The 26021-nt window shown below is 43.2% G+C and carries 29 protein-coding genes, 12 tRNA genes, 1 rRNA gene and 1 riboswitch; of the genes, 8 read left to right on the forward strand and 34 right to left on the reverse strand.

The genetic code is table 11. The features are described from left to right. The 14 genes from ACE4RR_RS18860 to ACE4RR_RS18925 form a co-directional block, all read right to left on the reverse strand. Positions 1-104, reverse strand: a 16S ribosomal RNA gene (locus ACE4RR_RS18860); the annotation flags it as partial. Between the two features lie 182 nt (positions 105-286). Beyond that, positions 287-363: transfer RNA gene (locus tag ACE4RR_RS18865), tRNA-Ile, on the reverse strand. A 76-nt stretch (positions 364-439) separates the two neighbouring features. Beyond that, positions 440-513: transfer RNA gene (locus ACE4RR_RS18870), tRNA-Gly, on the reverse strand. Between the two features lie 11 nt (positions 514-524). Further along, a tRNA-Pro gene (locus tag ACE4RR_RS18875) sits at positions 525-601 on the reverse strand. 131 nt (positions 602-732) lie between these two features. Next, a tRNA-Arg gene (locus ACE4RR_RS18880) sits at positions 733-809 on the reverse strand. Between the two features lie 8 nt (positions 810-817). Then, positions 818-906 (reverse strand) — tRNA-Leu (locus ACE4RR_RS18885). Between the two features lie 16 nt (positions 907-922). Beyond that, positions 923-1008: transfer RNA gene (locus ACE4RR_RS18890), tRNA-Leu, on the reverse strand. Positions 1009-1014: 6 nt separating this feature from the next. Beyond that, a tRNA-Gln gene (locus ACE4RR_RS18895) sits at positions 1015-1089 on the reverse strand. A 32-nt stretch (positions 1090-1121) separates the two neighbouring features. Beyond that, positions 1122-1197: transfer RNA gene (locus ACE4RR_RS18900), tRNA-Asp, on the reverse strand. A 241-nt stretch (positions 1198-1438) separates the two neighbouring features. Further along, positions 1439-1514 (reverse strand) — tRNA-Val (locus ACE4RR_RS18905). A 42-nt stretch (positions 1515-1556) separates the two neighbouring features. Continuing rightward, positions 1557-1631: transfer RNA gene (locus ACE4RR_RS18910), tRNA-Glu, on the reverse strand. A 13-nt stretch (positions 1632-1644) separates the two neighbouring features. After that, a tRNA-Ser gene (locus tag ACE4RR_RS18915) sits at positions 1645-1735 on the reverse strand. Between the two features lie 3 nt (positions 1736-1738). After that, positions 1739-1813: transfer RNA gene (locus tag ACE4RR_RS18920), tRNA-Asn, on the reverse strand. A gap of 173 nt (positions 1814-1986) precedes the next feature. Beyond that, entirely contained in the window at positions 1987-2436 is a 450-nt protein-coding gene (locus tag ACE4RR_RS18925; RefSeq protein ID WP_375537006.1) for a SprT family protein, read from the reverse strand. Between the two features lie 105 nt (positions 2437-2541). Here ACE4RR_RS18925 and cmpA point away from each other — a divergent pair, with 105 nt between their 5' ends. Further along, positions 2542-2664 (forward strand): cortex morphogenetic protein CmpA, encoded by a 123-nt coding sequence (gene cmpA / locus ACE4RR_RS18930; protein ID WP_375537007.1) that lies wholly within the window; start codon positions 2542-2544, stop codon positions 2662-2664. A 36-nt stretch (positions 2665-2700) separates the two neighbouring features. On the opposite strand, the gene ACE4RR_RS18935 is transcribed toward cmpA, so the two are convergent. The 14 genes from ACE4RR_RS18935 to acpS all read right to left on the reverse strand — a co-directional run bounded on the left by ACE4RR_RS18935 (position 2701) and on the right by acpS (position 15320). After that, a complete protein-coding gene (locus ACE4RR_RS18935) occupies positions 2701-4875 on the reverse strand; it encodes a Tex family protein (RefSeq protein ID WP_375537008.1) in 2175 nt (724 codons plus the stop codon). A 121-nt stretch (positions 4876-4996) separates the two neighbouring features. Next, positions 4997-5599 carry a PP2C family serine/threonine-protein phosphatase gene (locus ACE4RR_RS18940; RefSeq protein WP_375537009.1) on the reverse strand — a complete coding sequence of 201 codons (603 nt, stop codon included), beginning with the start codon at positions 5597-5599 and terminating at the stop codon, positions 4997-4999. Position 5600: 1 nt separating this feature from the next. After that, on the reverse strand, positions 5601-6404 hold the full coding sequence (gene sigB / locus ACE4RR_RS18945) for an RNA polymerase sigma factor SigB (protein WP_375537010.1): 804 nt from the start codon (positions 6402-6404) through the stop codon (positions 5601-5603). Further along, positions 6358-6849, reverse strand: coding sequence for an anti-sigma B factor RsbW (gene rsbW, locus ACE4RR_RS18950; RefSeq protein WP_375537011.1), 492 nt, complete (start codon positions 6847-6849; stop codon positions 6358-6360). Before rsbW ends, sigB begins: the two co-directional genes overlap by 47 nt. Beyond that, a complete protein-coding gene (locus ACE4RR_RS18955) occupies positions 6849-7181 on the reverse strand; it encodes an STAS domain-containing protein (protein ID WP_375537012.1) in 333 nt (110 codons plus the stop codon). Before ACE4RR_RS18955 ends, rsbW begins: the two co-directional genes overlap by 1 nt. 171 nt (positions 7182-7352) lie before the next feature. Continuing rightward, positions 7353-8366, reverse strand: a complete 1014-nt coding sequence (locus tag ACE4RR_RS18960; protein WP_375537013.1) for a PP2C family protein-serine/threonine phosphatase — start codon at positions 8364-8366, stop codon at positions 7353-7355. Positions 8367-8380: 14 nt separating this feature from the next. Then, the gene (locus ACE4RR_RS18965) at positions 8381-8794 is read right to left on the reverse strand and encodes an anti-sigma regulatory factor (protein WP_375537014.1); all 414 of its coding nucleotides are present in this window, start codon (positions 8792-8794) and stop codon (positions 8381-8383) included. Between the two features lie 2 nt (positions 8795-8796). Then, on the reverse strand, positions 8797-9153 hold the full coding sequence (locus tag ACE4RR_RS18970) for an STAS domain-containing protein (RefSeq protein ID WP_375537015.1): 357 nt from the start codon (positions 9151-9153) through the stop codon (positions 8797-8799). A gap of 27 nt (positions 9154-9180) precedes the next feature. Next, on the reverse strand, positions 9181-10002 hold the full coding sequence (locus tag ACE4RR_RS18975) for an STAS domain-containing protein (RefSeq protein ID WP_375537016.1): 822 nt from the start codon (positions 10000-10002) through the stop codon (positions 9181-9183). A 246-nt stretch (positions 10003-10248) separates the two neighbouring features. Beyond that, positions 10249-10530, reverse strand: a complete 282-nt coding sequence (locus tag ACE4RR_RS18980; RefSeq protein WP_375537017.1) for a CopG family ribbon-helix-helix protein — start codon at positions 10528-10530, stop codon at positions 10249-10251. 167 nt (positions 10531-10697) lie between these two features. Continuing rightward, positions 10698-11867, reverse strand: a complete 1170-nt coding sequence (gene alr, locus ACE4RR_RS18985; RefSeq protein WP_375537018.1) for an alanine racemase — start codon at positions 11865-11867, stop codon at positions 10698-10700. A gap of 350 nt (positions 11868-12217) precedes the next feature. After that, on the reverse strand, positions 12218-13258 hold the full coding sequence (locus ACE4RR_RS18990; RefSeq protein ID WP_375537019.1) for a LolA family protein: 1041 nt from the start codon (positions 13256-13258) through the stop codon (positions 12218-12220). Positions 13259-13364: 106 nt separating this feature from the next. Continuing rightward, positions 13365-14891 carry an NAD(P)H-hydrate dehydratase gene (locus ACE4RR_RS18995; RefSeq protein WP_375537020.1) on the reverse strand — a complete coding sequence of 509 codons (1527 nt, stop codon included), beginning with the start codon at positions 14889-14891 and terminating at the stop codon, positions 13365-13367. A 69-nt stretch (positions 14892-14960) separates the two neighbouring features. Beyond that, complete coding sequence (acpS, locus tag ACE4RR_RS19000; protein ID WP_375537021.1) at positions 14961-15320, reverse strand: holo-ACP synthase; 360 nt, start codon at positions 15318-15320, stop codon at positions 14961-14963. A gap of 103 nt (positions 15321-15423) precedes the next feature. Between acpS and ACE4RR_RS19005 the strand changes: the two genes are divergently transcribed. Beyond that, entirely contained in the window at positions 15424-16050 is a 627-nt protein-coding gene (locus tag ACE4RR_RS19005) for a rhomboid family intramembrane serine protease (RefSeq protein WP_375537022.1), read from the forward strand. An 84-nt stretch (positions 16051-16134) separates the two neighbouring features. Here ACE4RR_RS19005 and ACE4RR_RS19010 read toward each other — a convergent pair whose 3' ends face one another. From ACE4RR_RS19010 to ACE4RR_RS19030, 5 genes are all read right to left on the reverse strand, one after another. After that, a complete protein-coding gene (locus ACE4RR_RS19010) occupies positions 16135-16431 on the reverse strand; it encodes a hypothetical protein (RefSeq protein WP_375537023.1) in 297 nt (98 codons plus the stop codon). Between the two features lie 155 nt (positions 16432-16586). Then, positions 16587-16847 (reverse strand): metal-sensitive transcriptional regulator, encoded by a 261-nt coding sequence (locus ACE4RR_RS19015; RefSeq protein WP_375537024.1) that lies wholly within the window; start codon positions 16845-16847, stop codon positions 16587-16589. A gap of 114 nt (positions 16848-16961) precedes the next feature. Then, positions 16962-18317, reverse strand: a complete 1356-nt coding sequence (locus ACE4RR_RS19020) for a hypothetical protein (RefSeq protein ID WP_375537025.1) — start codon at positions 18315-18317, stop codon at positions 16962-16964. After that, positions 18314-18853 (reverse strand): RNA polymerase sigma factor SigX, encoded by a 540-nt coding sequence (locus tag ACE4RR_RS19025; RefSeq protein ID WP_375537026.1) that lies wholly within the window; start codon positions 18851-18853, stop codon positions 18314-18316. Before ACE4RR_RS19025 ends, ACE4RR_RS19020 begins: the two co-directional genes overlap by 4 nt. A gap of 495 nt (positions 18854-19348) precedes the next feature. Further along, complete coding sequence (locus ACE4RR_RS19030; protein ID WP_375537027.1) at positions 19349-19492, reverse strand: BH0509 family protein; 144 nt, start codon at positions 19490-19492, stop codon at positions 19349-19351. Between the two features lie 476 nt (positions 19493-19968). Then, positions 19969-20083, forward strand: a riboswitch (TPP riboswitch). 141 nt (positions 20084-20224) lie between these two features. Here ACE4RR_RS19030 and thiC point away from each other — a divergent pair. The 3 genes from thiC (at position 20225) to ACE4RR_RS19045 (ending at position 23418) form a co-directional block, all read left to right on the forward strand. After that, positions 20225-21997, forward strand: coding sequence for a phosphomethylpyrimidine synthase ThiC (thiC, locus tag ACE4RR_RS19035; RefSeq protein ID WP_375537028.1), 1773 nt, complete (start codon positions 20225-20227; stop codon positions 21995-21997). A gap of 18 nt (positions 21998-22015) precedes the next feature. Further along, positions 22016-22189 carry a serine protease gene (locus ACE4RR_RS19040; protein WP_375537029.1) on the forward strand — a complete coding sequence of 58 codons (174 nt, stop codon included), beginning with the start codon at positions 22016-22018 and terminating at the stop codon, positions 22187-22189. A gap of 455 nt (positions 22190-22644) precedes the next feature. Next, on the forward strand, positions 22645-23418 hold the full coding sequence (locus ACE4RR_RS19045) for a GerMN domain-containing protein (protein ID WP_375537030.1): 774 nt from the start codon (positions 22645-22647) through the stop codon (positions 23416-23418). Positions 23419-23469: 51 nt separating this feature from the next. Here the strand turns inward: ACE4RR_RS19045 and ACE4RR_RS19050 are convergent, their stop codons facing one another. Next, complete coding sequence (locus tag ACE4RR_RS19050; protein ID WP_375537031.1) at positions 23470-23913, reverse strand: ATP-binding protein; 444 nt, start codon at positions 23911-23913, stop codon at positions 23470-23472. 335 nt (positions 23914-24248) lie between these two features. Between ACE4RR_RS19050 and ACE4RR_RS19055 the strand changes: the two genes are divergently transcribed. The 3 genes from ACE4RR_RS19055 (at position 24249) to trhA (ending at position 25958) form a co-directional block, all read left to right on the forward strand. Next, positions 24249-24827 (forward strand): cell wall hydrolase, encoded by a 579-nt coding sequence (locus ACE4RR_RS19055; RefSeq protein ID WP_375537032.1) that lies wholly within the window; start codon positions 24249-24251, stop codon positions 24825-24827. Positions 24828-24942: 115 nt separating this feature from the next. Continuing rightward, positions 24943-25254, forward strand: coding sequence for a winged helix-turn-helix transcriptional regulator (locus ACE4RR_RS19060; RefSeq protein ID WP_375537033.1), 312 nt, complete (start codon positions 24943-24945; stop codon positions 25252-25254). A gap of 56 nt (positions 25255-25310) precedes the next feature. Then, entirely contained in the window at positions 25311-25958 is a 648-nt protein-coding gene (trhA, locus tag ACE4RR_RS19065; RefSeq protein WP_375537034.1) for a PAQR family membrane homeostasis protein TrhA, read from the forward strand. Positions 25959-26021: the final 63 nt, after the last annotated feature.

Here is a 26021-nt window from a genome sequence, read left to right on the forward strand (position 1 = left end):
CCCGTCGTCACTCCGAAGAGATCCGACGGCTTCCCGCGCTCGACTTGCATGTATTAGGCACGCCGCCAGCGTTCGTCCTGAGCCAGGATCAAACTCTCCAATAAATAGTAGAGTACTGACTCTTCTTACTTTGTCCATCTGAATTAGATGGGGGATGTTACTTTAATTAAACGCTTGACTTTCATTCAATTTTCAAAGGACACTGTGTGTCACTCTTTTTGAAGCGACAAGATATATCGTATCATCTCGGCCAAATAGAGTCAACCACTTTATTTAAAATATTTTTTGGTGGGCCTGAGTGGACTCGAACCACCGACCTCACGCTTATCAGGCGTGCGCTCTAACCAGCTGAGCTACAGGCCCCAATCACATAAAACCGTTAATAAGCAAAAAAAATAACTTACTGCAATTGCTATTCAGTTAATGGTTTTATATAAAATGGAGCGGGTGATGGGAATCGAACCCACGACATCAGCTTGGAAGGCTGAGGTTTTACCACTAAACTACACCCGCATATTTAAAACTGGTCGGGAAGACAGGATTCGAACCTGCGACCCCTTGGTCCCAAACCAAGTGCTCTACCAAGCTGAGCTACTTCCCGGTCTTTGTAAGAATAAGCTGCGAATCTCTTCGTCATCTTCGTTCATTCTGTCAGGTCACGTACTGAAGTACGCTCCTTTATTAAATACTGATTGGTAAAGCATTGTATATCGATTAAAATTAAAAATTAAATGGCGCGCCCGAGAGGAGTCGAACCCCTAACCTTCTGATCCGTAGTCAGACGCTCTATCCAATTGAGCTACGGGCGCATATCTATTGGTGCGGTAGAGAGGACTTGAACCTCCACGGGATTTAACTCCCACTAGGCCCTCAACCTAGCGCGTCTGCCGATTCCGCCACTACCGCAAAACTGTATTTAATATGGTGCGGGTGAGAGGACTTGAACCTCCACGTCACAAGGACACTAGATCCTAAATCTAGCGCGTCTGCCAATTCCGCCACACCCGCATTAGGTGGCTGGGCTAGCTGGATTCGAACCAGCGCATGACGGAGTCAAAGTCCGATGCCTTACCGCTTGGCTATAGCCCAATGATACATTAATATTTAAGTTATTTATATAGTGGCGGGCCTGACGGGAATCGAACCCGCGATCTCCTGCGTGACAGGCAGGCATGTTAACCGCTACACCACAGGCCCACTTTGTAAGAATAAGCTGCGAATCTCTTCGTCATCTTCGTTCATTCTGTCAGGTCACGTACTGAAGTACGCTCCTTCCTTCTCTCTCTTGGTTCCTCGACCTTCTTGCTTCTTCTTCCATAGGTCATGTTGTGCTGCGAATCTCTTCGTCATCTTCGTTCGTTCAGTCAGGTCACGTACTGGTAGTACGCTCCTTCAATTCTTTCAAGACAATACTATGATTCTTCTATTAAAAAGTGAATGGTGGAGGATGACAGGATCGAACTGCCGACCCCCTGCTTGTAAGGCAGGTGCTCTCCCAGCTGAGCTAATCCTCCGTCATAAAAGCATGTCCAGCTTAATGCACTGGATACATTAGTTGGTGACCCGTACGGGATTCGAACCCGTGTTACCGCCGTGAAAGGGCGGTGTCTTAACCACTTGACCAACGGGCCTTTATATATGCAATGGCGGAGAAGGAGGGATTTGAACCCTCGCGCCGCTTACACGACCTACTCCCTTAGCAGGGGAGCCCCTTCAGCCACTTGGGTACTTCTCCATATGGCTCCACAGGCAGGATTCGAACCTGCGACCGATCGGTTAACAGCCGATAGCTCTACCACTGAGCTACTGTGGAATTTTATAGTAATTTGAACGCATTTGTTTCAGCGGCATATTTTAGTGTAAATGATCGGTTATGTAATGTCAATGTGTTTTTCACTGCTGTGATGATTAATTCGTTTTTGATGTGTTCTGTCTTAAGCGACTTTTATAATGTACCACAGCTGTTAATTTGAGGTCAAGATGGTTTTAGCATTTTTTTATTTTTCCATTACATTTTCCGCATACATATCTGGTTGTGTCCATTTTTCGGTAGCGGGTGTAGTGTAAACCGCATGAAGTACATTTGTAGGAATGAACGGTTCTCTTCCTATTTTTATGGCCGGGAATATATTTACAGTGTCTGGCCCCGCCCACTTTTTTAAGAAGCATCTTAAAATCGTGATCTATGTGCTTATAGCCCCGTCCTTCCATGTGCAGGTGATAATGACAAAGCTCATGCTTCAAAATTGAGATTAATTCTTTTTCGCCAAACAGCTCGTAATGCTTTGGATTAATTTCGATATCGTGGCTGTACAGCATATAACGGCCGCCGGTGGTGCGCAGTCTTTTGTTAAAACGTGCCTGGTGCTTGAATTCTTTATTAAAATAGGAAGAAGACAAATCCTCTGTTAGCTTCTGCAGGTTCTCGTCCTTCATTCCTCCAACCTCTTTTCCAGTAAACTCTGACAAACAGTTTATCATATGATGGTTGTATACACACTCTTTCTGGCAGAACAAAAATTGCATAAAGGGGGAATGTCTATGCCTGGCTGGTTTCAACGGCAGCTTGAAAAAGCATTTCATGAGAAAAACCGGCAGGAGATTAAGGTGTTGAATCAATGCTGGTTTGATTTCTATTTTAAACAAAAAAAGGCCGAGCGCTAAATTGTGCTTGCAGCCGGCCTTTTCCATCTAATATTATTAACTTGTTTGTTTTTCAGGCTGTATCCTGGTTAATGAGATACGGCCTTTTTGGGTGTCTACATTCTCCACCCACACCGTCACAATATCCCCGACTGCTACTTCCTCCATCGGATGTTTGATAAAGCGGTCAGCCAGCTTCGAAATATGGACAAGGCCATCCTGCTTGACTCCGATGTCGACAAAGGCACCAAAGTCCACAACATTTCGCACGGTTCCTTCCAGTTCCATCCCTGGTGCCAGATCCTCCATCTGCATGATACCTTTCTTCAGTACTGGCTTTGGAAGCTCGTCACGCGGATCTCTGTTCGGTCTCTTCAGGTCTTCAATAATATCCTTTAATGTCGGTTCGCCCGTTTCCAGCTGTTCCGCCATGTCTTTCATGTTCACCTTATCAAGCTTATCCCGGAGTACAGCACTGCCGGTATCGTCCCCATCCGCTTCAAGTAATTTGAGCAGCTTCTTGGCAATGTTATAGCTTTCCGGGTGAATCGCCGTACCATCAAGCGGTTCTCTTCCACCGGTAATCCGCAGGAACCCTGCTGCCTGTTCATATGTTTTCGCACCAAGGCGCGGAATCTTCTTTAACTCTGTACGTTTTTTAAATCCTCCGCTTTCATCTCTTGCCTTAATGATATTATTGGCTACAGATTTTGAAAGGCCTGCCACATATTGCAGCAGACTTGACGAGGCACTGTTCACATTCACGCCAACCTGGTTTACCGCTGTTTCCACGACAAACGTTAGGGAATCGTTCAGCTTCGTCTGGGAAACGTCGTGCTGGTACTGACCGACACCGACTGATTTGGGATCAATTTTCACAAGTTCTGCAAGGGGATCCTGCAATCTACGTGCGATGGATACAGCACTTCTTTCCTCGACTTGCAAATCTGGAAACTCTTCTCTCGCTAAACCTGAGGCAGAATAAACACTCGCTCCCGCTTCATTAATGATGAGGTACGCGATATCGCCGCCAAGCTCAGGGATCATATCCGCAATAAATTCTTCAGTTTCTCTCGAAGCAGTACCGTTACCTACTACAATGAGCTCCACGCTATGGTTATCAACCATCTCTTTTATTTTTGTTTTTGATTTATTCACTTCATTTCTAGGCGGGACTGGGTAAATAACACCAGTCTCCAGAAGCTTTCCCGTTTCATTTATGACAGCCAGCTTGCAGCCGGTGCGGTAAGCCGGATCCATGCCAAGGACAACCTTTCCCTTTACCGGTGGCTGCAGCAGCAGATTCTTCAAATTTTCGGAAAAAATATGAATCGCCTGCTCTTCTGCTTTTTCAGTCATCTCTTTTCGGATTTCCCGCTCAATAGCTGGTGCGATTAAACGTTTATAAGCATCTTCATAAGCTGCAGTTATTGCACTGACGGAAGGAGAACCAAATCGTTTAATGATATGTTTTTCTAAGTAATTGAACACGGGTCCTTCTGAAATACGAAGGGAAACCTTTAATACGTCTTCTTTTTCTCCGCGGTTCATAGCAAGCACACGGTGTGCAGGAACCTTCCGGACGGGCTCTTCATACTCGTAATACATTTCATAGACACCCTGTTCATCGTTCTCCTTCTTTTTTTCAGAGGAAACGATATATGCGTTTTTCATCGTATGGGTACGAAGATGCGCCCGAATTTCAGGGTCGTCTGAAATCCATTCTGCCATTATGTCCGATGCTCCATTCAACGCATCTTCGACGGAAGTGACTTCATTTTCTTCTGATATAAACTCCTCGCCTTTCTCCTGAAGACTTCCTTCACGCGGCTGAGAAAATATCCATTCTGCCAGCGGCTCAAGACCCTTTTCTTTTGCGACTGTTGCCCTTGTGCGGCGCTTTTGTTTATAGGGACGGTAAAGATCTTCTACTTTCTGCAGTTTGTCTGCTGCTTCAATTTCCTTTTGCAGGTCCTCTGTGAGCTTATTTTGTTCATTAATAAGCCGGAGTACTTCCTGTTTTCTTTCATTTAACTGTTGTCCATATTTCCAGGCATCCTGAACATCACGAATTTGAATTTCGTCTGCAGACCCTGTCTGTTCCTTCCGGTAGCGGGCAATAAAAGGGACAGTGTTGCCTTCCTCGAGTAAATCGATTATATTTTCTACCCACTTCTGTTTCATGGATAATTGAGTTGTGATGTGTTTTACGAGTGTTTCTTTTTCTTGCATGGTTAGCCTCCTGCCAGTAGACAATTTACAATTGATTCTTATACTATAACATGAAATTATCCTGATTCTCCTGTGCCGCAGCAAATTCTCAAATAAAAAAAGAGCCTCTCTACCAAGGCTCTCAGGAAATGCGACCGATTAAAATGGTAATATCATCATTATTCATGCCTGCCTTATCGGCAAGCTGGTGAATAGCTTCTTCAGGAGTTGGAGCTTTCAAAATAGATTGTTTCTCCGCATTAGAGAAAGACACACCGTCTGAATGAAGGATAAACGTCATTTCTTCACGAAAAGGAAAGCTTTCCAGTCGGTATTGAAATTTTCGTCCGGATAAATAACCCGGTGCTGGAATCGGCCGGAAAAACTTACTTTTGTCCGTGAAAAAATAGGAAGAAATGTTGCCTATGTTTCCATACACAACTTCCTTTGTCTTATAATTCACTTTCATAACAGTAAGAACCACACCGCGCTCCATCATTAACGCTTTGTTACACTTTTCAAGAATAAACGGGACATTTTCGTGGTGATAAGCTGCTGCTGCATCCATTGCTTTCTGGGAAGACTGATGCGCGGCCTCACCGCTTCCAAGTCCATCCGCCAAAGCACATAGAAAATAATCATCCGTTTCAAGAGTCATATAGGAATCACCACAGTGGTGATTGCCATCCTTCTCCTGCTGGAATGCGGCGATATCAACTTTTGAATGTGTTTTGTTTTTTATCATTTTAGAGACACTCCGATGGCTCCACTCGAATGGATTCTCTTAGTTTTTGTAATGCCCTGCGCTGCAATCTTGAAACATGCATTTGCGATATGCCGAGCTGTTCCCCTGTTTCCTTCTGACTCAGGTTTTCGAAGTATGTACACTTCAAAATTTCTTTTTCCCTCTGGGTCAGAACGGCGAATGCTTTTTCCAGCAGAAGCTGCTGGTCCGTTTGTTCATATCCTTCATCGCGAGCCCCTACAAGATCGAGCAGGGTAACCGCACTGCCTTCCTGATCCGCTTCAATTGAACGGTCTACTGAGAGCGCTTGATAACTTTTACCCATTTCCATTGTCTCTAAAACTTCTTCTTGGCTGACCTCTAAATATTCTGCAATTTCTTCCACCTGAGGAGAGCGCTGAAGCTCATTTGTAAGGTCTTCGACTGCTTTTTTTATACGCGGACCAAGTTCTTTTATACGCCTCGGCACATGAACACTCCATGTTTTGTCACGTATAAAACGTTTGATCTCTCCTACAATGGTTGGAACAGCAAATGATTCAAAGCTGCGGTTAAAGGAATCATCAAACCTCCGCAGAGCAGCAAGCAGTCCGATCATTCCCACCTGATAAAGATCATCATCATGATCCTGGCCGCGCGAGAATTTCCTTGCCAGTGACTGCACAAGGGAGTCATAATGCTTTACAAGCTTTGTCTGGATTTCTTCTGTCGGATCTTCCTGAAACTCCCGTATCCAGTCATAAACAGGCGTATCCTGGTTATTGCTGTTCTTGCGTGTCTGCTGCTGTTTGGATTCCATTGACATCCTGCTCCACCCCATCTCTATGAAGGAACTTCGTCATTACGATTACAACACCAGCTTCCCCGCTGATTTCAACTTTATCCATGAGGGTGTCAATCAAAAAAAGACCGAGTCCGCCTTCCTGAAGATCACTGACAGGCTTCTTGCTGTCCACCGGCCCCAGGTTTTCCCTTGCCCCTTCGAGATCAAAACTCTGGCCGCGGTCAGAAACCATAATTTCCATTCTATCTTCATGCACACTGCAGGCAAGCCTCATAAATCCGCCTTTATCATAGGCGTGTTCGACAACATTAGTACATGCTTCGGCAACGGCAATTTTCATGTCTTCAATATCATCATACGAGTAGCCGACGCGATTCGCAATGCCTGAAACTGTAAGGCGCACCACACCTACATATTCCGGCTTAGCCGGAACTTTCATTTCAAACAAATCTGCACCTTCCATCATCAGCGGGCCTCCTCTCTGTCGTTTCCATCAATATCAATGACCTCATCGAGTCCGGTAATAGAGAATAACCTCATCACCCTATCATTCAAGCCGGTAAGCTTCAGTGAACTGTCGTGGGCATGGGAGGACTTAAGTGCTCCTATAAAAATTCCCAGGCCAGTACTGTCGATGTAGTCAACTTCGGTTAAATCGACGGAAACCTGATTTCCTTCTTTTTCCGTCAAAGGAATCAGAGCCTCTCTAAGCTGTGGAGCTGTGTAGGCATCAATCTCCCCCCCGACATGGAGAACCGCCAAACCGTCTTTCTCTTCCGTGCGAATATCAAGATTCATAATTGCTTCCTCCTAAAACCGTTCCGCCTCAGCGGGGACTTGTAATGAATTAATCTTTCAAAAATACCTTGAACGAATGACGCACAAAATATGTATAAATAATTTCTAAAGATAAAAAGAAGGACGGCCCTTGGCCGTACTTAAAAGTTTATTCCCCATGTTTATATAAGTTTAAACCTTTCTTCGCAAGATAATTAATGTAAAATCGTCACGCAGCTGAAATCCCTGTATCTTTTCCAGCTCATAAAATATATTGTTCACAATTTCCTGCGCGGAAAGGTGCTTGTACTTTCTGATAAGGCTTGTAATTTCATCTCTTTCAATAAACCCATGCTCTGTGCGGCATTCTGTCACGCCGTCGGACAGCAGAACAATAAAGTCGCCTAGCTCGACTTTCTTATGATATTCACGGAAAGTTGTGTCGCGTTTGATGCCGAGTACCAGGCCCTTGGCATACAGCTCCTCAAAATTATCCGCCGCGCTGTCATAATAAAAGCCCGGTTCATGGCCTGCACCTGAATAGTAAAAATGATGTACTCTCGGATCATAGGATCCATACATCATTGTGATAAACATATTAGAAGCGACGTTCTGTTCCACGACGCGGTTTAAGTTTTCAAGCAGGGCCCCTGGCTGAAGACGCTGCTCCGGAAGGCTGTCCATCGCATATTTAATCATGGACATACAAAGGGCAGCCGGAACCCCTTTTCCAATGATATCTGCAATTGCGAGCCCAATACAGCCATTTTCATCTTTCACAAAATGATAGTAGTCCCCGCTCATTTTAGAAGCAGGCACACTGATGACACCAATATCCATGGAGTCGACTCCAGGTATTTCTTTTGGCAGGAATGTCTGCTGCATACTCGCAGCCACATTAATCTCCTGTTCCAGTTCCCGCTGTTTATCCCGGAGACTCTGATGTTCCCTGTAAGCCAGTCCGTATCCCATCATAACTTCGAGCAGAAATTCAAACGAATCCGTAGCTCCGTCAGGAAGGTCAGGATAAAATTCCTCTACCACTTCAAGGTGAAGACTGACCACTTCTTCTGGTGATATTTGATTTTCAAGAACCTTTTTACTAAATTGCTGGGCATGATATAATCCCTGTTCATTTTTTTCTTCTATATAACTTTGCAGCATTTTCTTATACTGCTCCTGAATCAAGCTAACAGAATCAGCCAATCCATAGTCCTCCTTTAACGGAGCCATTTTATTGCTGTAATATTCGTTCCTTCGTTGGCTACAGAATCAATATCGAATTCATCCATGAGCCTTTTTACTCCCGGAAGTCCTGCTCCAAGACCTCCTGAAGTGGTAAATCCATCTTCCATCACCTGTCGGATATTCTCAATGCCGGGACCGCGGTCCTTTGCAATAATCTTAATACCCCTGCGTGCTCCACCGGCCTGAAAGTCTTCCACGGATTCGATAATAATTTCGCCTTTTTCGGCGTATAAATATATATTTCTTGCAAGCTCGGAGATAGCTGTCGTAATTCGGGCCTGATCGACATTCCCAAATCCAATTTCCTTGGCAAGATTTCTTCCTGCCTGTCTCGCAGAAACTATTCCCCATTCTGTGTGTACTTCAACACTGGATTGGACGCTCATTACTATTCCTCCAATTCCTGTTGAAGTTTCTCAAGACCTTGTTCAAGGTCAAGGGCAGTCGGCACCTCATTGAGCATGATGCCCATGTCGATAAGTGTGATCGCGACTGCAGGCTGTATCCCTGTGAGCACCACCCTGGCACCCATCAGGTTGGACATTTCAATTACATCACCAAGAACCTTGGCTATAAAGGAGTCGATCATTTCCACCGATGTAAGATCTATAACCACACCGGAAGATCCTTCCTGATGAATTTTATTAAGTAAATCTTCCTGAAATTGAAGGGCAGTCTGATCGTCAAGTTCTACCTGCACTGAAATAAGCAGGTAAGTGTGCAGCTTTAATATTGGAATGCGCATGCCGTACCCCTCCGATCATTAATAGTATTATAAATTAATAATTTTTCTTTGTGTCATTTCAAGTCCAGATTCAATACCTTTACGAAGGGTACTTCTTGTTGGGAATTTTCCAAGATCAATGCCGAGATTAACTATCGTCTGTGCAATTTCCGGCCGGATGCCGACAAGTATACACTCTGCGCCGACAAGCCTTACAGCTTCAGATGCCTGAATAATATGATGTGCCACCATTGTGTCTACAACAGGTACCCCAGTAATATCGATCAGAACCACCTGCGAGCGGTGTTCAATAATGCCTTCAAGCAGATTTTCCATGATAAGTCTTGCTCTTTCTGTATCAATTGTCCCGATCAAAGGCATCACACTGATATTTTCGAAAACGGGAATAAGCGGTGCTGACAATTCCTTTAAAGCCATACGCTGCAAATAGAGCGTATTTTCCCAGGAGCCTGAATATTCATCCACCAATTGATTAATAATCCCATCAACCCATGACTCCACTTCATGAAAGGTCTCATATACTTTATTGGAGGAGGTATTTTCATCGGAGGTCATTTCCTTTAACAGTACACGTCGGAACAATTGCATACCCTGTGTAAAATAACTCAGCTGGTACCCCATGCGAATCAGTCGTTCCGCAAACTGCCGGAGCATCTCTTTCGCTTCTTCCTGCTCCATTTCCAATGTCTCAATGATCAGATTTACGAACTCCGTATTCGTTTCATTATAAGTATTTTCGGGTATCTTCCCTTTAAAGCGCTCCATATTTACTTCGTTGATCTGCTCTGTCCAGCTCTTCATTAAGTCTTCACGCTGGGAATATATCATTTCTATTATTGATGGCTGCATAGAAATACCTCCGCACTACCTTTATGTTCGACCACTAGTAGCTCATATTATTTTAGAAACCTACATGTATCTATTATTTCACGTCTTATTATGTTGCGCAAACAATTATATTAAAGTTATGCATATTTTAAAAGAAAGGCAGAAAAAAAGCTGCTGCAAAACTTGTGCAGCAACTTAATCAAAGTTGAAATTGCAATAAAGAATAATCATAAATAAATGCGTGATGCAACAATTAAAATCTCTTTGTTATACTCCACTTACGAGCCGATGGTCAAGAGTACTTTCTACTTCTTCTTCAGCAAGGAAAGACTCTGCTGCAATATTAAGATTAATATTTGCCATTTCTTCATAACCCTGCTGCATTGATTCACGAACTTTCATTCTTTCCCGCTCCTTAAGGTAATGTTCTGTGGCATGATGGATAAAGTCACTTCGATTCACATTATCATCTTCCAGAATCCCGTCAAGTTCCCGCAGCAAGTACTGCGGAAGACTAACCTTGATTTGCTTTGTGCTTTTCTGAAACACTCCACACACACCTCCAGCGTACGCCTTAACTGATCTCTCCATTCAATTAATTTAATCATAGCATTTCATACTTTGAAATGCAAAACTCTCTACAAGATTAAAAAGAAGCAATAATTCCCATCACACCAGTCTGTCCGCTTAATTGTTATAAGGAAATTTTTTTAAAATTAAATTTCCGGTTGCGAAGGAAAATTATTATTGTTATTTTTGTAAATTCTTGGTACACGTTTACTGATCATGCATGGAATTTCATATGTGATGGTCTGCAGACGCTGAGCTGCATCCAATACTGTGATAGACGATTGCTTCTGTGTCCCTATCATGGTTACTTTTTCCCCCACCGGTAATTCACGCGGGAGTTTGATCATCATTTGATCCATACAAATTCTTCCAATGATTGGAGCTTTATCTCCATCAATGAGAACATATCCGCCTGCGGAGGAATGATATCTATACCAGCCGTCTGCATAGCCGATCGGCACAGTTCCGATCCACTCTTCAGCTTCTGTGGTGTACGTTGCCCCGTAGCTGATACTTTCGCCCTCGGAAAGCTTTTTCACTTGAACAAGGCGGCTGTGCAGGGAAAAAGCTTCCTTCAGCTGAAATGGGAGTTCATCCACTATCTCTGCTGACGGCGTCAAACCATAAAGAGAAATACCAAATCGAAACATATTGAAGCATTGATCTGGATAGCGAAGACCAGTCGCACTATTTCCGCAGTGAATATAAGGGATATCACTGAATTGGCTTTGAATAACTTCAAGCATATCAATGAAGCGGGTGTATTGTTTTGTGAAGTACGATTTATCTTTTTCATCTGCTGTTGCAAAATGGGTAAACACACCTTCAAGGTGAATTGATTCTATTTGGGAGAGCTCCTTTAAAAAGCTAACAAGCTCATCGTGGGTATGAATGCCGATCCTGCCCATTCCAGTATCAACCTTCATATGTATACGGAGCTTTTTCTTTGCCGGCAGCAGATTCTGTGTCTTTATGAGCCAGTCCCGCTGAAAAACAGTCAGGCTGATATCGTGCTGCACAGCGATTTCTGCGTCCTCCGGCTTTGTTCTGCCAAGGACAAGCACCGGAGCTTTAATGCCGGCTTCTCTCAGCTCAATTGCTTCCTCAAGCAGAGCCACGCCTAAGAATTCTGCCCCGCCCTCCAAAGCAGCTTCTGCGGTCTTCACCGCACCGTGCCCGTAGCCATCAGCCTTCACAACCGCCATAACATGCATGCGCTGCTTGAACCTTTCTTTCACTTTTCTTATGTTATATTTAATATTTGATAAATCTATTTCCACCCACGTATCACGGTAAGAAATTTGTGAAAATGCCATATTATCTTCTCCCATGCTCTGCATTCTTTCCTAATATGATTATTGTAAGGAATTCAACGATTGTCAATAAAGTAAAACAAACGCCTGCCGCCAGTTACTAAATGCGAACCCTTTTAACACAACAATATTTATGAAATTGAAGCTATTACGAATAGGACGATTAGAGGCGCTATCTGTTACTGCTTCTCAGCCTCCACAAATAGGGTTTAGCTTAGCTTAATAAAGGTCATCGCCAAAGCGCTGGATAAATCCAGACATATTAAATAAAAACGCTTCCGACTATCATTTCTGATATAGTCGGAAGCGTTTTATACTGTTCAGATACCCGGTGTGTCCCTGCCTCTTCCAGCTTATTTAACCTCTTGCATTGTTTCGTTCATTGACCTGGCGACAGCCGTCATTTCATCCTGAGTTAAATCATTGGACGCAAGGAAGTATTCGACCCCGTTATTATGCCATGTCAGGCTCCCCTCGGTAAAGGCACCAACCGTGAAGCCAAGGTCAACAGGCTCACCATTTCCTACATGAATATCGGAGGAAGCAGCTTGTGCCTGTTCTGAGCGTTCAATGATAGTAAACGACTGGTCACCAGTGTAGGACAACACAACCTGCTTGCTGCCACTGTCCTTAGATTCTTCAGTTTCTGTCAGCGATGTGCCCTGAGGCTGGTAAGATGGATATACAACTTCAAAGTCTTGTGCATTTTCACCCTCATCCTGCTCTTCTGCAGCAGCAGGTACATTCATGCTTGTAGCAGCCTTGCTTTTTTCTGTGCTGAAATCATTGTCATCAAAGGATGCATTTTCTTCAAAATTATTAAATTCAACGGATACCAGCATTTTATAATCAGCATCGTAAATCTTCACGCTTTCTGGACGCAGCGACTTAGCTTCAAGCTTGATCTCCTGATGATGGAGGTTTTTGTTCTGATAATTTGTTTTTGTTTCAAATACATAACTATCTTCGTGAACTGCGAACGTGCGGTCAGCGTCCATTAATATATCTGAGATAAGTGATTCATATAAATAGACCTGGCTGTTGTTGTTGGGCCAGTCACTCTGAAAGCGGAAGCTTTTATTCAACGCAGGTGTCAGGACGAATACTCCTTCGTCGTTGCGGATAATCATCTGGTTTTGTTCCTCATTTTCATTTTGCAGCTCTACTTTATAATATTTATTTTTTTCATTTTGCATATACCAGATTTCCACGTCATACGATCTTGGTTCTTCGCCTGTTTCAAGTGTCATCGTGGCGGTCCCTTTATACCCCGTCATGTCCTGGAGCTTTTTATCCAGGTCCTGCACTACTTCCTCCTGTGATTTTTCTCCACAGGCGGCCAGAAGCCCAATTACAAGAAGGAGCAGTCCTGTTAACAACCATTTTCGGCGCATATTATCATATCTCCTTTGTCCGGAGAACGCGGATGGGGGAGTGAACAGACCCCTCTGCGCTTTCCTCATACTTCGCTGCTTAACAACGACAAAGGAGGGAACCTTTTTATGAGGAAGCGAGTAATGACTGAAAGACAAGCGGCAGCTGGCGGATAAAATCGGAAGTGACTGCGGACCGGGAAGACTGCTGCTCTTTTAAACTATCAGCGAGACGGCCATGGATATACACTGCATTGCAGCAAGCTTCTTGAACATTGCTGCTTTGTAATACAAAACCAAGAAGTATCCCGGTTAAAATATCGCCGGTACCACCGCGGGCAAGCGCTTCATTCCCGGAAAGATTAACATATTGAAACCCTTCCGGAGTGGTTATGATAGTGTGCGGTCCTTTTAAAATAAGGTAGCAGTTCATTTCTTTTGCGAATGAACGAGATAAACTGAAGCGGTGCTTGTTCACTTCTGCGGCTGATACTTCAGCAAGCTTCGCCATCTCACCGGGGTGCGGGGTAAGAATCAGAGGATACTTTCTGTTTTTTATATCTTGTTTTAATTCCGGGAGATGATAGAGAGCGTCTGCATCTAGAATTAATGGCATATCTGCTTCTTTTATCAGCCGCTTTGTTAATGCCTTTGTGCCTGCTTCTCTGCCTGCGCCGGGACCGGCGGCTGCAGCATCAAACGGTTCAAGCGGTAGTGTGGCACCATAAATATCTTCAGAGATAGCCCCGTTTTTTTCCGGAAGTGCCAGGAAGGTTGTCTCAGGAACGTGCCCTGCTGTAATAGGGAGAATCGATGCAGGCAGAGCCGTTGTCAGCAGTCCTGCACCTGTCCGGAGACAAGCTTCTGCTGCAAGAGCAGGAGCTCCGGGCATTGAATAAGATCCTCCCGCAAGAAGCCCTTTTCCGTTACTTCCTTTATGGGCGTTTTCTTTGCGCTCAGGCAGACTTTCTCTGCATTCTTTTTCCCCCCAGAGCATGCATTTCGTGTCAATCTCCCAGCTTGCCCTTGCAGGCATTCCAATGTCCACGATGTCTATATCTCCATAATAGCTTCTGGCAGGAAACAGCATGGCGCTTTGCTTTGGAGCATGCAGTGTGACCGTATAGTCAGCTCGCACTGCTGTCTCCGGCACCAACTCTTCCCCTGATGGTACCCCACTTGGAATATCTACGGATGCCACCTCAGCCTTCCCCTCATTCAAAAGCTTTGCCGCCTCCAAATAGGGAGATCTCAGCTCTCCGGTCACTCCAGTTCCAAGCATAGAGTCAATGATTAATTCAAATCCTCCATGAATTAACTGATGTTCATCCCAAGGGTGGTAAGAATACCCGCACCGTTCGTAGAAAAGTTTGTGATAGTCCGCCGCACCATAGTCCTGGTCTTTCAGGGGCATCACGAATACCGTGACATCCCAGCCCTTGTCCTTTAACGTTCTTGCAATGACAAAACCATCTCCACCATTGTTTCCTTTTCCAATCAATACAGCAGTCTTCCATGAATCATCGTAACGCTCCATGATTTTAAGTGCTGCAGCCCTGCCCGCATTTTCCATCAGCATTTCTTCCTGCATCCCCAGTTCTTTCATTGCATACTTGTCTATCTGTTTCATTTCCTCGCCAGAAACGACTTGCATGCCGGGTCCCTCCTAACCGCAATATATTTCTATGAGTAAAAGTCGGCCGTTATGCAAACAAGCTCTTTTTCATTCAGTTTTTTCTATAATTACCTGTGCTGCTGCATAGTCTTTACTATGGGTGATTGCTACATGCACTGAACAATTCAGCCATGGAGCATGAATGTAAGGCCTGCCGGAAGCTCCCGTTAGAATTTCGATGTCATGAAATCCGCATCTTCCAGAAATTCCTGTGCCATAAGCCTTGGCAAAGGCCTCTTTTGCAGCAAAACGTCCACCAGCATATTCTAGTTTTCTTGAAGCTCCCAGGCGAGAAAAAAATTCTCTTTCCTGCGGAGTCAGAATTCGCAGGATAAATTTATCATTCTTTGCAATTATCCTTTCGATTCTTTTAAGCTCGATGATATCCATTCCTATTCCAGTAATCATTTAGTTTCCTGCCTCCCGAACTGTTACCACCCTTACGAGTCTGTATGATAAAATGATAGTCCAATGAACTCCGGCATGCAAATGACGACGAAGGAGCCTGACTATGTTTATTCGCAACGAATCCTTTTCTTCATTTAAACGAAATTACCCTGTCATTACCACATTGATTGTCATCAATGTAATCTTATTTCTGTGGATTAATTTATCACTGTGGACAGGAGGACTGTTCCCTCTCGGTCTGGAAATACGCCAGCTGGGGATAGGAATTAATGGCGCTATTGCTGAAGGGCAGTATTGGAGACTTCTGACACCGGTTTTTTTACACCAGGGTACAGGGCATATATTGTTTAACTCCGTCTCACTTATATTGTTCGCTCCCGCGCTGGAAAAAATGATTGGCAGCCTGAAGTTTCTTGCTGTCTATCTGCTGACCGGCTTTCTTGCCAATGTTGCCACCTTTTTGTTAATAGCAAATCCCGCTTACTCCCACCTTGGAGCCTCCGGGGCAATATTTGGGGTTTTCGGTGTCTATTTATACATGGTGATCAATCGGAAAGAATTAATTGATGCCATGAATACCCAGATTATTATGATTATCATTGTGATCGGGGTTGTCAGCACTTTCATTAATCCGGGCATTAACATATTAGGTCATTTATTTGGGCTTATTTCAGGCGCAGCAATTGCCCCGCTCTTTCTGAGAAAAGCGAAATCGTTTTATTCCGTATAAAAAAGCGCAGCCGGCCATCTTTTATGTAATTTCCATACATCAAAGACTATGCGTAAATTTATAAAAAACAAGCAGCCGCTGCAATTACACCGGCTGCTTGTTTTTTAGTTCGCTGCGCGCTTTATTGACAGCAGCGCGGTGTTTCCACAAAAAGGTGACCGCTTCGTCCTTCTGGATAAAAACTTCTTCATTATCGCAATAGGCTTCTCCTTTTCCGTGAAGCGACCATTGGCCATTAGTATTCATCAAAGTCCACATGCCGCCTCTGAACTTATCAGCAAATACAAAATAGTATTTATTGCCTGTTTCATCGTAATCGGCCGTCTGCACGAATTCATTAAGCCAGACTTCAATATCTGCTTTTCTTTTCAATTTATCCATATTTTATCACCTGTACGGGAATATTTTTAAATACTTTGATTATTACTATACCATGTTTTATGTAAAATGTAGTGTCTATTGCAGAATATTTACCAGACTTTCGACCGACATATTTCGAGAAAAAAAGCCGCCATATAAATAGGCGGCTTCGCAGCTTATCTGCTTTTCACGAGTAAATTAACTGCTTCTTTAATAGTTTCATCCGTTTCCTCACCTTTTTCGATCTGCTCACGCACACATTGTTCAAGATTTTCACTTACGACAACACCAATAGCACGATCTAGTGCATTCCGGACGGCGGACATCTGACTCACGATGGCATGACAGTCTTTTTCATCCTCCATCATTTTCACTACACCGCGGACCTGTCCTTCTATTCGTTTTAATCTATTTTTCATTTTATCATTGTATTCCATACGACTGACCCTCCAAGAACTTTGCTCTTATTATACATTATTCCGATAGGGTTAACATCTCATCTGAAAAAAAGAGCTCTGGATGCTGTATCCAAAGCTCGAACAAGTAGAATTTTAATCATCTTCCATAAAGTTTGGCCCCGCAGGAACGCTGATCGTTTCTTCAAGGTTGTACTCTCCGGCCTCTGTGGATTCGGTGCCTTCAAAATTTATACTTTCAAATCCAAAATCTGAGGCAGCAAATAGAATTGCTTCTGTAACCAGGGTGCCGTTGTCGTCTTCCGGGAAAGTCGTTCCTTCTTCAAAAACAATGGTCGCCGTCTCCTCTTCCTCTTCTACATCAACAATATTCATATCTGAAGGGATAGAGGCTGCTACACCGTTTTGTTCCTCATGGTTCTGCATTTGTTCAAATGTTTCTTCAATTGTTAATAATTGTCCATCTTCCCGGGTAGTAGGAAGACTGGCTCCGTTTCCGGTGACGAGAAAGTTTACATCTTCCTCCGTTGTATAGACGTAGTATCCTCGATTCTCAGTAGTAATATCTAAGGATTCGACATTTCCAAAATTCGCTAAATCAAGGCCGGGCTCCCCGTTATAGGAAAGCTTCACCTCGTCTTCATCAAGGTATCTGGCAATTTCTTCGAGACTGCGGACGATGAGATCACTTTCGGCACTGCCTTCTGTATTTTCCTCTTCAAAATCAGCAGAAGGAACTTCTTCTTCCTCCTTGGTCCACTCAATATTCTGAAGAGCAGACTCTTCTAAACCAGTTCCTTCAGGACTAAATTCATCATTTAATTGATCAAAACTTTCCAGAAGGCTTTCATCAGACTCGGAAGCAAGGATGGTAACCGGGACAATAACGGATGATGTGCCATCCTGCAGAGGTATTGTGACGGGGCGCATTCCATCTGACTCAATATCTTCCTGTAATGCTGCAGTATAATTGTCATATTCTGGCATATCATTACCGCCAACTGTCACTTCAGGCTCTTGAACCGTTTCTTCTTCTGCCTCCTGTTCCTGTGACTCTTCATCCTCACTGCTAGAGTCCTCTGTTTCTTCTTCCTTCTCCTCGGGCTCAACAGTCTCGTCTTCTTCCGATTCACTTTCTTGTGTGTGCATAGTCTCATCTTCGCCAGGGGGTTCTTCTTCAATATCCTCTGAATTTGATTCATTTTCTGATCTTGACTCGTTGTTATTATCCTGATTGTTTTCTTCAGGAGAAGAAGATTGGTTAGAAGATGGGAAAAACGCCGGAACAAGAATGATCATCAATAATAAAGCTGCAGCAGAAAGAACAGGTACTGCCCAGCGTTTTAATGAAGAACCAGTTGCCTTTTGTGATTGCCTTTTTTCCATAATATTATAATAAATTTCATCTTTCGGACGCTGATCTCTGACTTCGGGAAGGTCTTTAACTCTTCTTTGGACCTCTTCCTCTGACAGCTTATTATTTCTTCTCATCGCTCTGCCCTCCTTTCACTATAGATTTCATTCTGCTCTATTAGGTCCTGCAGCTTTTTAACGGCACGATGCTGAGTTGTCTTCACCTTACTTTCCGACCACTCAAGAATATCCGCCGTTTCTTTAATTGATAACGAATCAATAAACCGCAGGGTAAGAACCTGGCGCTGGTCTGGAGTACACTGATCCATGCATTCGAAAACCTCTCTAGCATCGTCTCTCGCAGAAACTATTTCATCCGGTAATGGGGCTGGATCACGAATTTCTTCTTTTGAAAGCGGTCCCAATACACCAAGCCACTTTCTCTTTTTGCGGTTCTGTTTTCTGATCCAGTCAATGCCGACATGCCTTGCGATAGAATAAAGCCAGGTTTTTTCGCTGCTTTTCCCCTCAAAGGTGTCAAAAGCATGAAACACTTTTATATATACTTCCTGTACTAATTCTTCTGCAGCGTCCTTATCTCTGACCATATAGAATAAATATTGAAAAAGAGAGTGGTGGTAGGTTTCATATAACCGCTCAAATTCTTCCTGCACGATTAACACTCCCATACTTTAGTCGTTAGTGATTTACATTCGGTTACAAGCGAAACCAAAAATATTTCATATTCTTTCATATTTTTATATTTCAAAAAAAGAAAGCCCGGATGTTTACCACCCCGGAGCTTTAGTGCCCTGGCATCAAAAAAACAAGGCATAAACCCAGTATATTATTCCATACATAATGACAAGCGTGGTAATAAAAGCAAACAGCTTTTTATTAGAAAAATTATTCATACGAGCCTCCACCATAATAAGTACGTCTACAATTATATCATTTCTTTTGAGGTCGAAAGGAAGAAAATATGAGAACAAATTCAAAAAAGTATGGGTTTTACTAAAAAGAGGTTGACGAACAGCAGATCTATGAGAGGATCGAAAATCTGCTGTCATGGAGCAGAAGCCAAAAGTCTTCAGCATAATCATGGCAGCAATTCGAAAAAAAAGCCCGGTACCGGTTTCTAACCGGATACCCGAGCTTTTAAAGGTGTGTTATTCCGTTGTTTCGTGCTGAAAATACGTTTGATCATATAAATGCTCTACATCTTCATCCGTCATCATAGTAAACTGTTGATCTTCCATACCCCTGACCTTCGTTAAAAATGTAATCATGTTCTGACGCTCTCTTCTTTTCATTTTGTATGCTCCCCTTTCTGTGTTACTACAGAATATTAATTTAAATGTATTATATAACAGATAATTTCATTCCGTCAACACATTTTTCAGAATTTTTTATCAGAGGAATCAATTTCATAAGAGCAATTCAGAATATAAAACACGAACATTCGATTGTAGCGTAAGGCGACGACTCCTGGTCGATTAATACCGGCCACGTCCTGTGGCCAACATCGACACTAGCACGTCCTGGGCGTCGTGGGACTAGCTTGAGGTGAAGACCCCGCAGGCAGCTTTTTGCTGCTGAGGAGGCTGAGGCCAAGCCCACGGAAAGCGTTCGCCTGAAGCGAAAGTCGAATGATAAAGAGAAAGTAGATTTTAATACCCGCATTTTTCGTTGTGAAATTGACTTATGAAATTCATTCAGAGGTGAAATTTATTCAGTTTTGGGGTTTTCATTTTTTATAATATCTCCTATACTTGGTGTAATTGAATAATGAATCAACTAGGGGAGTCCGATGAGCCGGGCTGAGAAGAAAATGCCATGAATTTTTCTGACCCTTCGGACCTGATCTGGTTCATACCAGCGTAGGGAAGTTAGAATCGTGAAAGCAAGGTTCTTTAGCAGCTTCTAAATGACAGCCGGTCCAAAATGAATGGGCCGGCTTATTTTATTTTTTATTGCCTGCTGTGCCCTTTCGTCTATGCGCCAAGATCTCGTCCTTTACTATTTTTAAAAGGAGAGATTTTTTTATGTCCAATTCATCCATTTCCCACGAGAACGTGCACCATTTATCTAATCTTCCAGGGAGTAAAAAAGTGTATGTCAGCGGATCCCGTCCTGACCTGCGCGTGCCAATGCGAAAAATTGAATTAAGCGACACGGCCGGAACCTTTGGCGAGGAAAAAAACCCTCCGATCCACCTGTACGATACAAGCGGTCCATATACAGATGAAGAAGAGCTTATCAGCTTCGAAAAAGGGCTGAAATCGATTCGTGCCGAGTGGATAAATGAACGCCGGGATTCAGAAGAATATGAGGGAAGATTAATACGTCCTGAAGATAATGGATTGAACTCCCACAGCCGGCCACCTGTATTTCCTGGATTAAAAAGAACTCCCCGCCGGGCAGTAAGTGGTAAAAATGTAACTCAGCTGCACTATGCGAAACAAGGCATTATTACACCGGAGATGGAATTTATAGCTATAAGAGAAGACATGTCACCGGAATTCGTCCTTAAGGAAGTAGCAGAAGGAAGAGCGATAATTCCTTCCAATATTAATCATCCCGAAATAGAACCGATGATTATCGGACGAAATTTTCATGTAAAGATCAATGCAAATATTGGCAACTCTGCTGTCACATCCTCCATCGAAGAAGAAGTTGAAAAAATGACCTGGGCCATCCGCTGGGGAGCAGATAATATTATGGATCTTTCCACCGGTAAAAATATACACACCACAAGAGAATGGATTATCCGCAACTCCCCTGTGCCAGTCGGCACTGTTCCTATTTACCAGGCACTGGAAAAGGTTAATGGTACCGCTGAGGAATTAACATGGGAAATCTATAGGGATACTCTAATAGAACAGGCTGAACAGGGTGTAGACTACTTTACTATTCATGCCGGGGTGCTTTTGCGCTATGTACCGCTTACCGCGGGCCGACTGACAGGAATAGTCTCCAGGGGAGGTTCCATTATGGCGCAGTGGTGCTTATACCACCACCAGGAAAGCTTCTTATATACGCATTTCGATGAAATCTGCGAAATAATGAAAACATATGATATCGCGTTTTCTCTTGGAGACGGCCTCCGCCCAGGATCTATCGCAGACGCGAATGACGAAGCTCAATTTGCAGAATTAGAGACGCTAGGAGAATTAACAAAAAGAGCCTGGAAGCATGATGTTCAGGTTATGGTAGAAGGGCCAGGCCACGTGCCGATGCACTTGATAAAAGAAAATATGGATAAACAGCTGGAGGTCTGCGAAGAAGCTCCTTTCTACACTCTCGGTCCGCTTACTACTGATATAGCACCGGGATATGACCACATCACTTCAGGGATCGGCGCTGCTCAGATCGGGTGGTACGGTACAGCAATGCTTTGCTATGTCACACCAAAAGAACATCTCGGCCTGCCTAATAAAGAGGATGTCCGCGAAGGTGTTATCACATATAAAATTGCTGCCCATGCCGCAGATTTAGCGAAGGGCCATCCAAATGCCCAGAAAAGGGATGATGCATTATCTAAAGCCCGGTTTGAATTCAGATGGAGAGATCAATTCAACCTCTCTATTGACCCGGAAAGAGCACTTGAATTTCATGATGAAACCCTTCCGGCAGAAGGAGCTAAGACTGCCCACTTTTGTTCGATGTGCGGCCCGAAATTTTGCAGCATGCGAATTTCCCAGGATATTCGTAATTACGCTCGGGAGCATGACATGAATACAACAGAAGCAGTGGAAACTGGGATGAAGGAAAAAGCGGAAGCCTTTAAAAAATCCGGCAGCCGCCTTTACCAATGATGTGAAGGGAGAGAACCTATGAATCGAGCAGCGGCTGAAATTCAGGAAGAAATAGCCCGGACAAAAAAGCATCTGGATCTATTAGAAGTGGCGCTTCATCGTTTACAAAACGAGTGTAACCACACTTTTGAAGGAAATGAATATTATCAGATATGTGTAAAATGCAGGCTTACGAAGGTTCTGTACTATTAAGGTAACAGGCAGCAGGCTGTCTGTCTTTCATGGAAAAACGTCAGGAATAGGAATGATTTGGGGCTGTAGCAAAAGCCCCTTTTTATAGAAAAAGTAGTATCCTAAATAGAAGAGAGCAGGGGACAAGTCCGAAGACTCCAGTGGGAAGAGCAGCGGCTGAAGATCCACCGGGCGCGGGTTTCGCCCGGTTAGCTGAAGCGCTGCCCACGGAAAGCGAAGGACTTGTCCACTGCTTTTTTTACCATACAAAAGGGGGCGAGTATCATTTATGATACAGCCCCATGATATATAGAGAATACATTTCTCTATTTTATTCATGATAAATATTGCCCATTTGTTAAAAGAGGTATGAAAGACCTTTGACAACTTTTCCTGCATTTTCTACAATTTTTGTAACTGTTTTTTATACATATCGACAGTTTATGTAGAACTATGGAAGGAGAAAGGAGACGTTTATGAGAAAATATTCATACGCAGCAATAGCCGCAATACTTGGATTTAGTTTACTTACTGCCTGTGGTACGAGCGAAGAAAACGGCTCTCCGGAAGAAAACGACGCGGAAGAAATGCAGGAAACTGAAGGAACTGATGAAGTGAAAGAGCAAGAAGAAACTCCTGAAGATGAAGAGGAAGCTGAAAACGAAGAAGAAGAAACTGATGATACAGATGCTGAAGAAGAATCTGATTCAGAAGAGAAGTCTGATTCAGAAGAGGAGACTGATTCAGAAGAAGAATCAGCAGATCTCGAAGAGACTGCCTCTGAAGAAGAAGATACCTCTTCGAGCGCGGAGGATGAAGAGAAAATTACTGAAACTGTCACTCTCTTTTTCTCTGATGAACAATTATTGGAAACGTTAAAAGTGGATCAGGAAGTTACTGCTGCTTCAGAAGATGAAATTCCCCTTGCAGCACTGGAAGCGTGGATTGCCGGTCCGGAAAGTGATGAATTAACATCTTTGTTTGAAGGAACGAATGTGGAGGTTCAATCCGTAGAAGGGCATGACGGTACTGCGGAGGTTTCATTTTCAGAATCGTTACTTGATGCGAATGCTGGTTCAAGCATGGAGATTGCCTTTACGGAACAAATTGCACTGATTATGCAGCAATTCGGCTATGATCAAACAAAAGTATTAATTAATGGAGAAGAAGAAGAAACTCTCTTCGGTAATAATGATGCCACTGAGCCTATTCAAGCTGGGAATCCAGATGATTATGAAAGCGTAGATTAAACAGCAACTGTCTGACCATGAAAGTCAGACAGTTTTTTTGCGTCATTCTCTTCAGGTAGTCGTTTCTATCGAATCTGTCTGATAATATTTCACGAGGGTTATTTTCTTTCCGTTTTCGTCTAATAATAATTTATCGCTCCATTTTTTCATAATTGCAATACCACGCCCTGACTCTGTCAGCGCTTCAGCCGTCTCCTTCAGTATTACTCCAGGGCTTTCATCATACTTATTATTACCATCCTTTGAAAAAGTCGGCCCAAAATCTGCTACCGTAATAACGATCTTTTCTTCATCTACACGCAGATAAACCTCAGCCAGAATTCCTCCTGGGCCTGTGCCATGGCTGATTGCATTATTAATAGCTTCATTTACAGCTACTTCAAAAGTAAACTGATCCTCTTCAGTTAATATCTTCAGCCATTCTTTAATTTTTTCACGAGTTTTCTTATATTGTGATTTTCCTTCTACCGCTATTTGATCTGAATAATTTTTCATTCTATCCCCCCCTTTCTTTACAATTTTCACTTTCAAAGTCTCTTTATGTTTCGTGTATACCCCAAATAAATAATTCTAAATGCGAAATTAATTCACTAGCAGGAAGATTATGATAAGTATTACCCATAAATATCTTTATACCTATATTTTAGGGAATATTACCTGCTATTAATATTTGTAAAGCGCATTTAACAAAACTATGAAAATACTGATATAAAAGCATTATGTATATTAATATAGTCCTTTGGTTTTATTTACCTGCTGAATTCTCCATTTTTCCTTGTTACTCTTATCCCTGTGTAAAAAGTATCAAAATTTACAGGAGGGTTTTATTGATGAAAAAATGGATTGCTGCCGTAGGTGCAGTGCTGTTGATGGGCTCAGCCACAGCTGAAGCTTCCCAGACTCATGTAGCGGCAGAAAATGATTCACTTTGGTCAGTAGGTGTGGAGTACGGAGTTTCTGTCCTTGAACTTCAGGAAGTAAACAATATTACAGATGGAGCAATTAACCAGGGCGAAACTTTAACAGTGCCAGCGGGTATCAGTGCTGAGGAAGAAGAGCTGCTTGGACGGCTTGTAGAAGCAGAGGCACAAGGCGAGCCTTTCGAAGGAAAAGTGGCTGTAGCGACGGTGGTGCTTAATAGAGTAGACAGTGACGAGTTCCCTGACACAATTAGTGACGTCATTTATGAGGTATCTCCAACAGGCAATTATTCATTCAGTCCTGTACAGGATGGCGCAATCAACCAGTCTGCCACAGCTGAATCACAACAGGCTGTTAAGGAAGCACTTGCGTTTTCCGGCCAGGGAAATGGCTCTTTATTCTTTTATAATCCTGAAACCGCAAGCAATCACTGGATCGGAACACAGGAAACTACCACGACAATTGGTAAGCACGTATTTGCTAAATAGAGATTTAAAGCGTCCCAGAGCCTGCTCTGGGACGCTTTTTTAATTTAAAATTCAGCGTTTGATTCAGCTGCCTCACATATCATGTTAGGATAGAATAGGTAAAGAGGTGAAGGAAATGGATTATAATTCCATGTGTCCTAAGTACGAAGCTGCAGCTGAAATGCTTGGGAAAAAATGGACAGGTCTGATTATACGAGTTCTTCTCGGCGGACCAAAACGGTTTAAAGACATAAAAACGCAAATCCCGGAGATTAGTGATCGTGTATTGACTGAGAGAATGAAAGAGCTCGAGGATTACTGCGTAATCCAGCGCAACGTTTATCCAGAAAAGCCGGTACGGATAGAATATATACTTACAGAAAAGGGAAAAGAGCTCACTCCTGTGATTACCGCTATTCAAACTTGGAGTGAAAAGTGGATGGATTAATCTCTTTTCATCCTGTGCTATAATAGATGCAATATTTTAAAGAGAGGATGATGGTGATGGCTGGTGTCCATACATTTTCAAAAAAAGAAGAGCTTGCTAACGCCATTACTCATGCGATTGGAATAGTATTAAGCGTCGCTGCGCTTGCAGTATTGATTGTCTTTGCCAGCCTGAACGCAACTCCTCTTCATGTCGTCAGTGTCTCTATATATGGCGCTACGATGCTGATGCTCTACGTATCTTCCACACTCCTGCACGTTTTTAAACCAGGAAAAGTGAAGGATTTATTTGAAATTTTTGATCACGCATCGATTTATTTGTTCATTGCCGGTACGTACACGCCGTTTCTTTTTCACGTTCTTGAAGGCTCGTTAAGCTGGACACTTTTCGGGATTGTCTGGGGCATTGCCGCTGCAGGAATTGCTTTTAAAGTTTTCTTTGTGAAAAAATTTCTGTTCTTATCGACTGTCTTTTATGTTTTGATGGGCTGGATCATAGTAGCTGCATGGAATCCACTCGCTGCTGCTTTACCGACAGATGGTATTTACCTGCTCGTTGGCGGTGGTCTGTTGTATACGCTAGGGACAATTTTTTACATGTGGCGGGCATTCCCTTATCATCATGCTGTCTGGCACACTTTCGTTCTAGGAGGCTCCACCCTTCATTTTTTCGCCGTTTTTCTCTATGTTCTGCCTATTTCATAGCAGCTTTTTTCTGCTGTACGAGTATTATTTAAATGAACCCGCCCCTGTCAGTTCTTGCTGACG

The sequence above is a fragment of the Alteribacillus sp. HJP-4 genome (genome assembly GCF_042139015.1).
In the GTDB taxonomy this organism is placed as follows: domain Bacteria; phylum Bacillota; class Bacilli; order Bacillales; family Marinococcaceae; genus JBHIKY01.

Excerpts from the sequence above, each read along its gene's own strand:
- ACE4RR_RS18955 (WP_375537012.1), bottom strand. The coding sequence starts at position 7,181 with ATGAATCTTGATATTCGCACGGAAGAGAAAGACGGTTTGGCGGTTCTC.
- acpS (WP_375537021.1), bottom strand. The coding sequence starts at position 15,320 with ATGATTACTGGAATAGGAATGGATATCATCGAGCTTAAAAGAATCGAA.
- cmpA (WP_375537007.1), top strand. The coding sequence starts at position 2,542 with ATGCCTGGCTGGTTTCAACGGCAGCTTGAAAAAGCATTTCATGAGAAA.
- ACE4RR_RS18925 (WP_375537006.1), bottom strand. The coding sequence starts at position 2,436 with ATGAAGGACGAGAACCTGCAGAAGCTAACAGAGGATTTGTCTTCTTCC.
- ACE4RR_RS19055 (WP_375537032.1), top strand. The coding sequence starts at position 24,249 with ATGAAAAAATGGATTGCTGCCGTAGGTGCAGTGCTGTTGATGGGCTCA.
- ACE4RR_RS19050 (WP_375537031.1), bottom strand. The coding sequence starts at position 23,913 with ATGAAAAATTATTCAGATCAAATAGCGGTAGAAGGAAAATCACAATAT.
- ACE4RR_RS19020 (WP_375537025.1), bottom strand. The coding sequence starts at position 18,317 with ATGAGAAGAAATAATAAGCTGTCAGAGGAAGAGGTCCAAAGAAGAGTT.
- thiC (WP_375537028.1), top strand. The coding sequence starts at position 20,225 with ATGTCCAATTCATCCATTTCCCACGAGAACGTGCACCATTTATCTAAT.
- trhA (WP_375537034.1), top strand. The coding sequence starts at position 25,311 with ATGGCTGGTGTCCATACATTTTCAAAAAAAGAAGAGCTTGCTAACGCC.
- ACE4RR_RS18995 (WP_375537020.1), bottom strand. The coding sequence starts at position 14,891 with ATGCAAGTCGTTTCTGGCGAGGAAATGAAACAGATAGACAAGTATGCA.
- ACE4RR_RS19010 (WP_375537023.1), bottom strand. The coding sequence starts at position 16,431 with ATGGATAAATTGAAAAGAAAAGCAGATATTGAAGTCTGGCTTAATGAA.
- ACE4RR_RS19005 (WP_375537022.1), top strand. The coding sequence starts at position 15,424 with ATGTTTATTCGCAACGAATCCTTTTCTTCATTTAAACGAAATTACCCT.
- rsbW (WP_375537011.1), bottom strand. The coding sequence starts at position 6,849 with ATGATGGAAGGTGCAGATTTGTTTGAAATGAAAGTTCCGGCTAAGCCG.
- ACE4RR_RS19060 (WP_375537033.1), top strand. The coding sequence starts at position 24,943 with ATGGATTATAATTCCATGTGTCCTAAGTACGAAGCTGCAGCTGAAATG.
- ACE4RR_RS19045 (WP_375537030.1), top strand. The coding sequence starts at position 22,645 with ATGAGAAAATATTCATACGCAGCAATAGCCGCAATACTTGGATTTAGT.
- alr (WP_375537018.1), bottom strand. The coding sequence starts at position 11,867 with ATGGCATTTTCACAAATTTCTTACCGTGATACGTGGGTGGAAATAGAT.
- sigB (WP_375537010.1), bottom strand. The coding sequence starts at position 6,404 with ATGTCAATGGAATCCAAACAGCAGCAGACACGCAAGAACAGCAATAAC.
- ACE4RR_RS18975 (WP_375537016.1), bottom strand. The coding sequence starts at position 10,002 with ATGCAGCCATCAATAATAGAAATGATATATTCCCAGCGTGAAGACTTA.
- ACE4RR_RS18940 (WP_375537009.1), bottom strand. The coding sequence starts at position 5,599 with ATGATAAAAAACAAAACACATTCAAAAGTTGATATCGCCGCATTCCAG.
- ACE4RR_RS18970 (WP_375537015.1), bottom strand. The coding sequence starts at position 9,153 with ATGCGCATTCCAATATTAAAGCTGCACACTTACCTGCTTATTTCAGTG.
- ACE4RR_RS19015 (WP_375537024.1), bottom strand. The coding sequence starts at position 16,847 with ATGGAATACAATGATAAAATGAAAAATAGATTAAAACGAATAGAAGGA.
- ACE4RR_RS18990 (WP_375537019.1), bottom strand. The coding sequence starts at position 13,258 with ATGCGCCGAAAATGGTTGTTAACAGGACTGCTCCTTCTTGTAATTGGG.
- ACE4RR_RS19030 (WP_375537027.1), bottom strand. The coding sequence starts at position 19,492 with ATGAAAAGAAGAGAGCGTCAGAACATGATTACATTTTTAACGAAGGTC.
- ACE4RR_RS19040 (WP_375537029.1), top strand. The coding sequence starts at position 22,016 with ATGAATCGAGCAGCGGCTGAAATTCAGGAAGAAATAGCCCGGACAAAA.
- ACE4RR_RS18935 (WP_375537008.1), bottom strand. The coding sequence starts at position 4,875 with ATGCAAGAAAAAGAAACACTCGTAAAACACATCACAACTCAATTATCC.
- ACE4RR_RS18965 (WP_375537014.1), bottom strand. The coding sequence starts at position 8,794 with ATGAGCGTCCAATCCAGTGTTGAAGTACACACAGAATGGGGAATAGTT.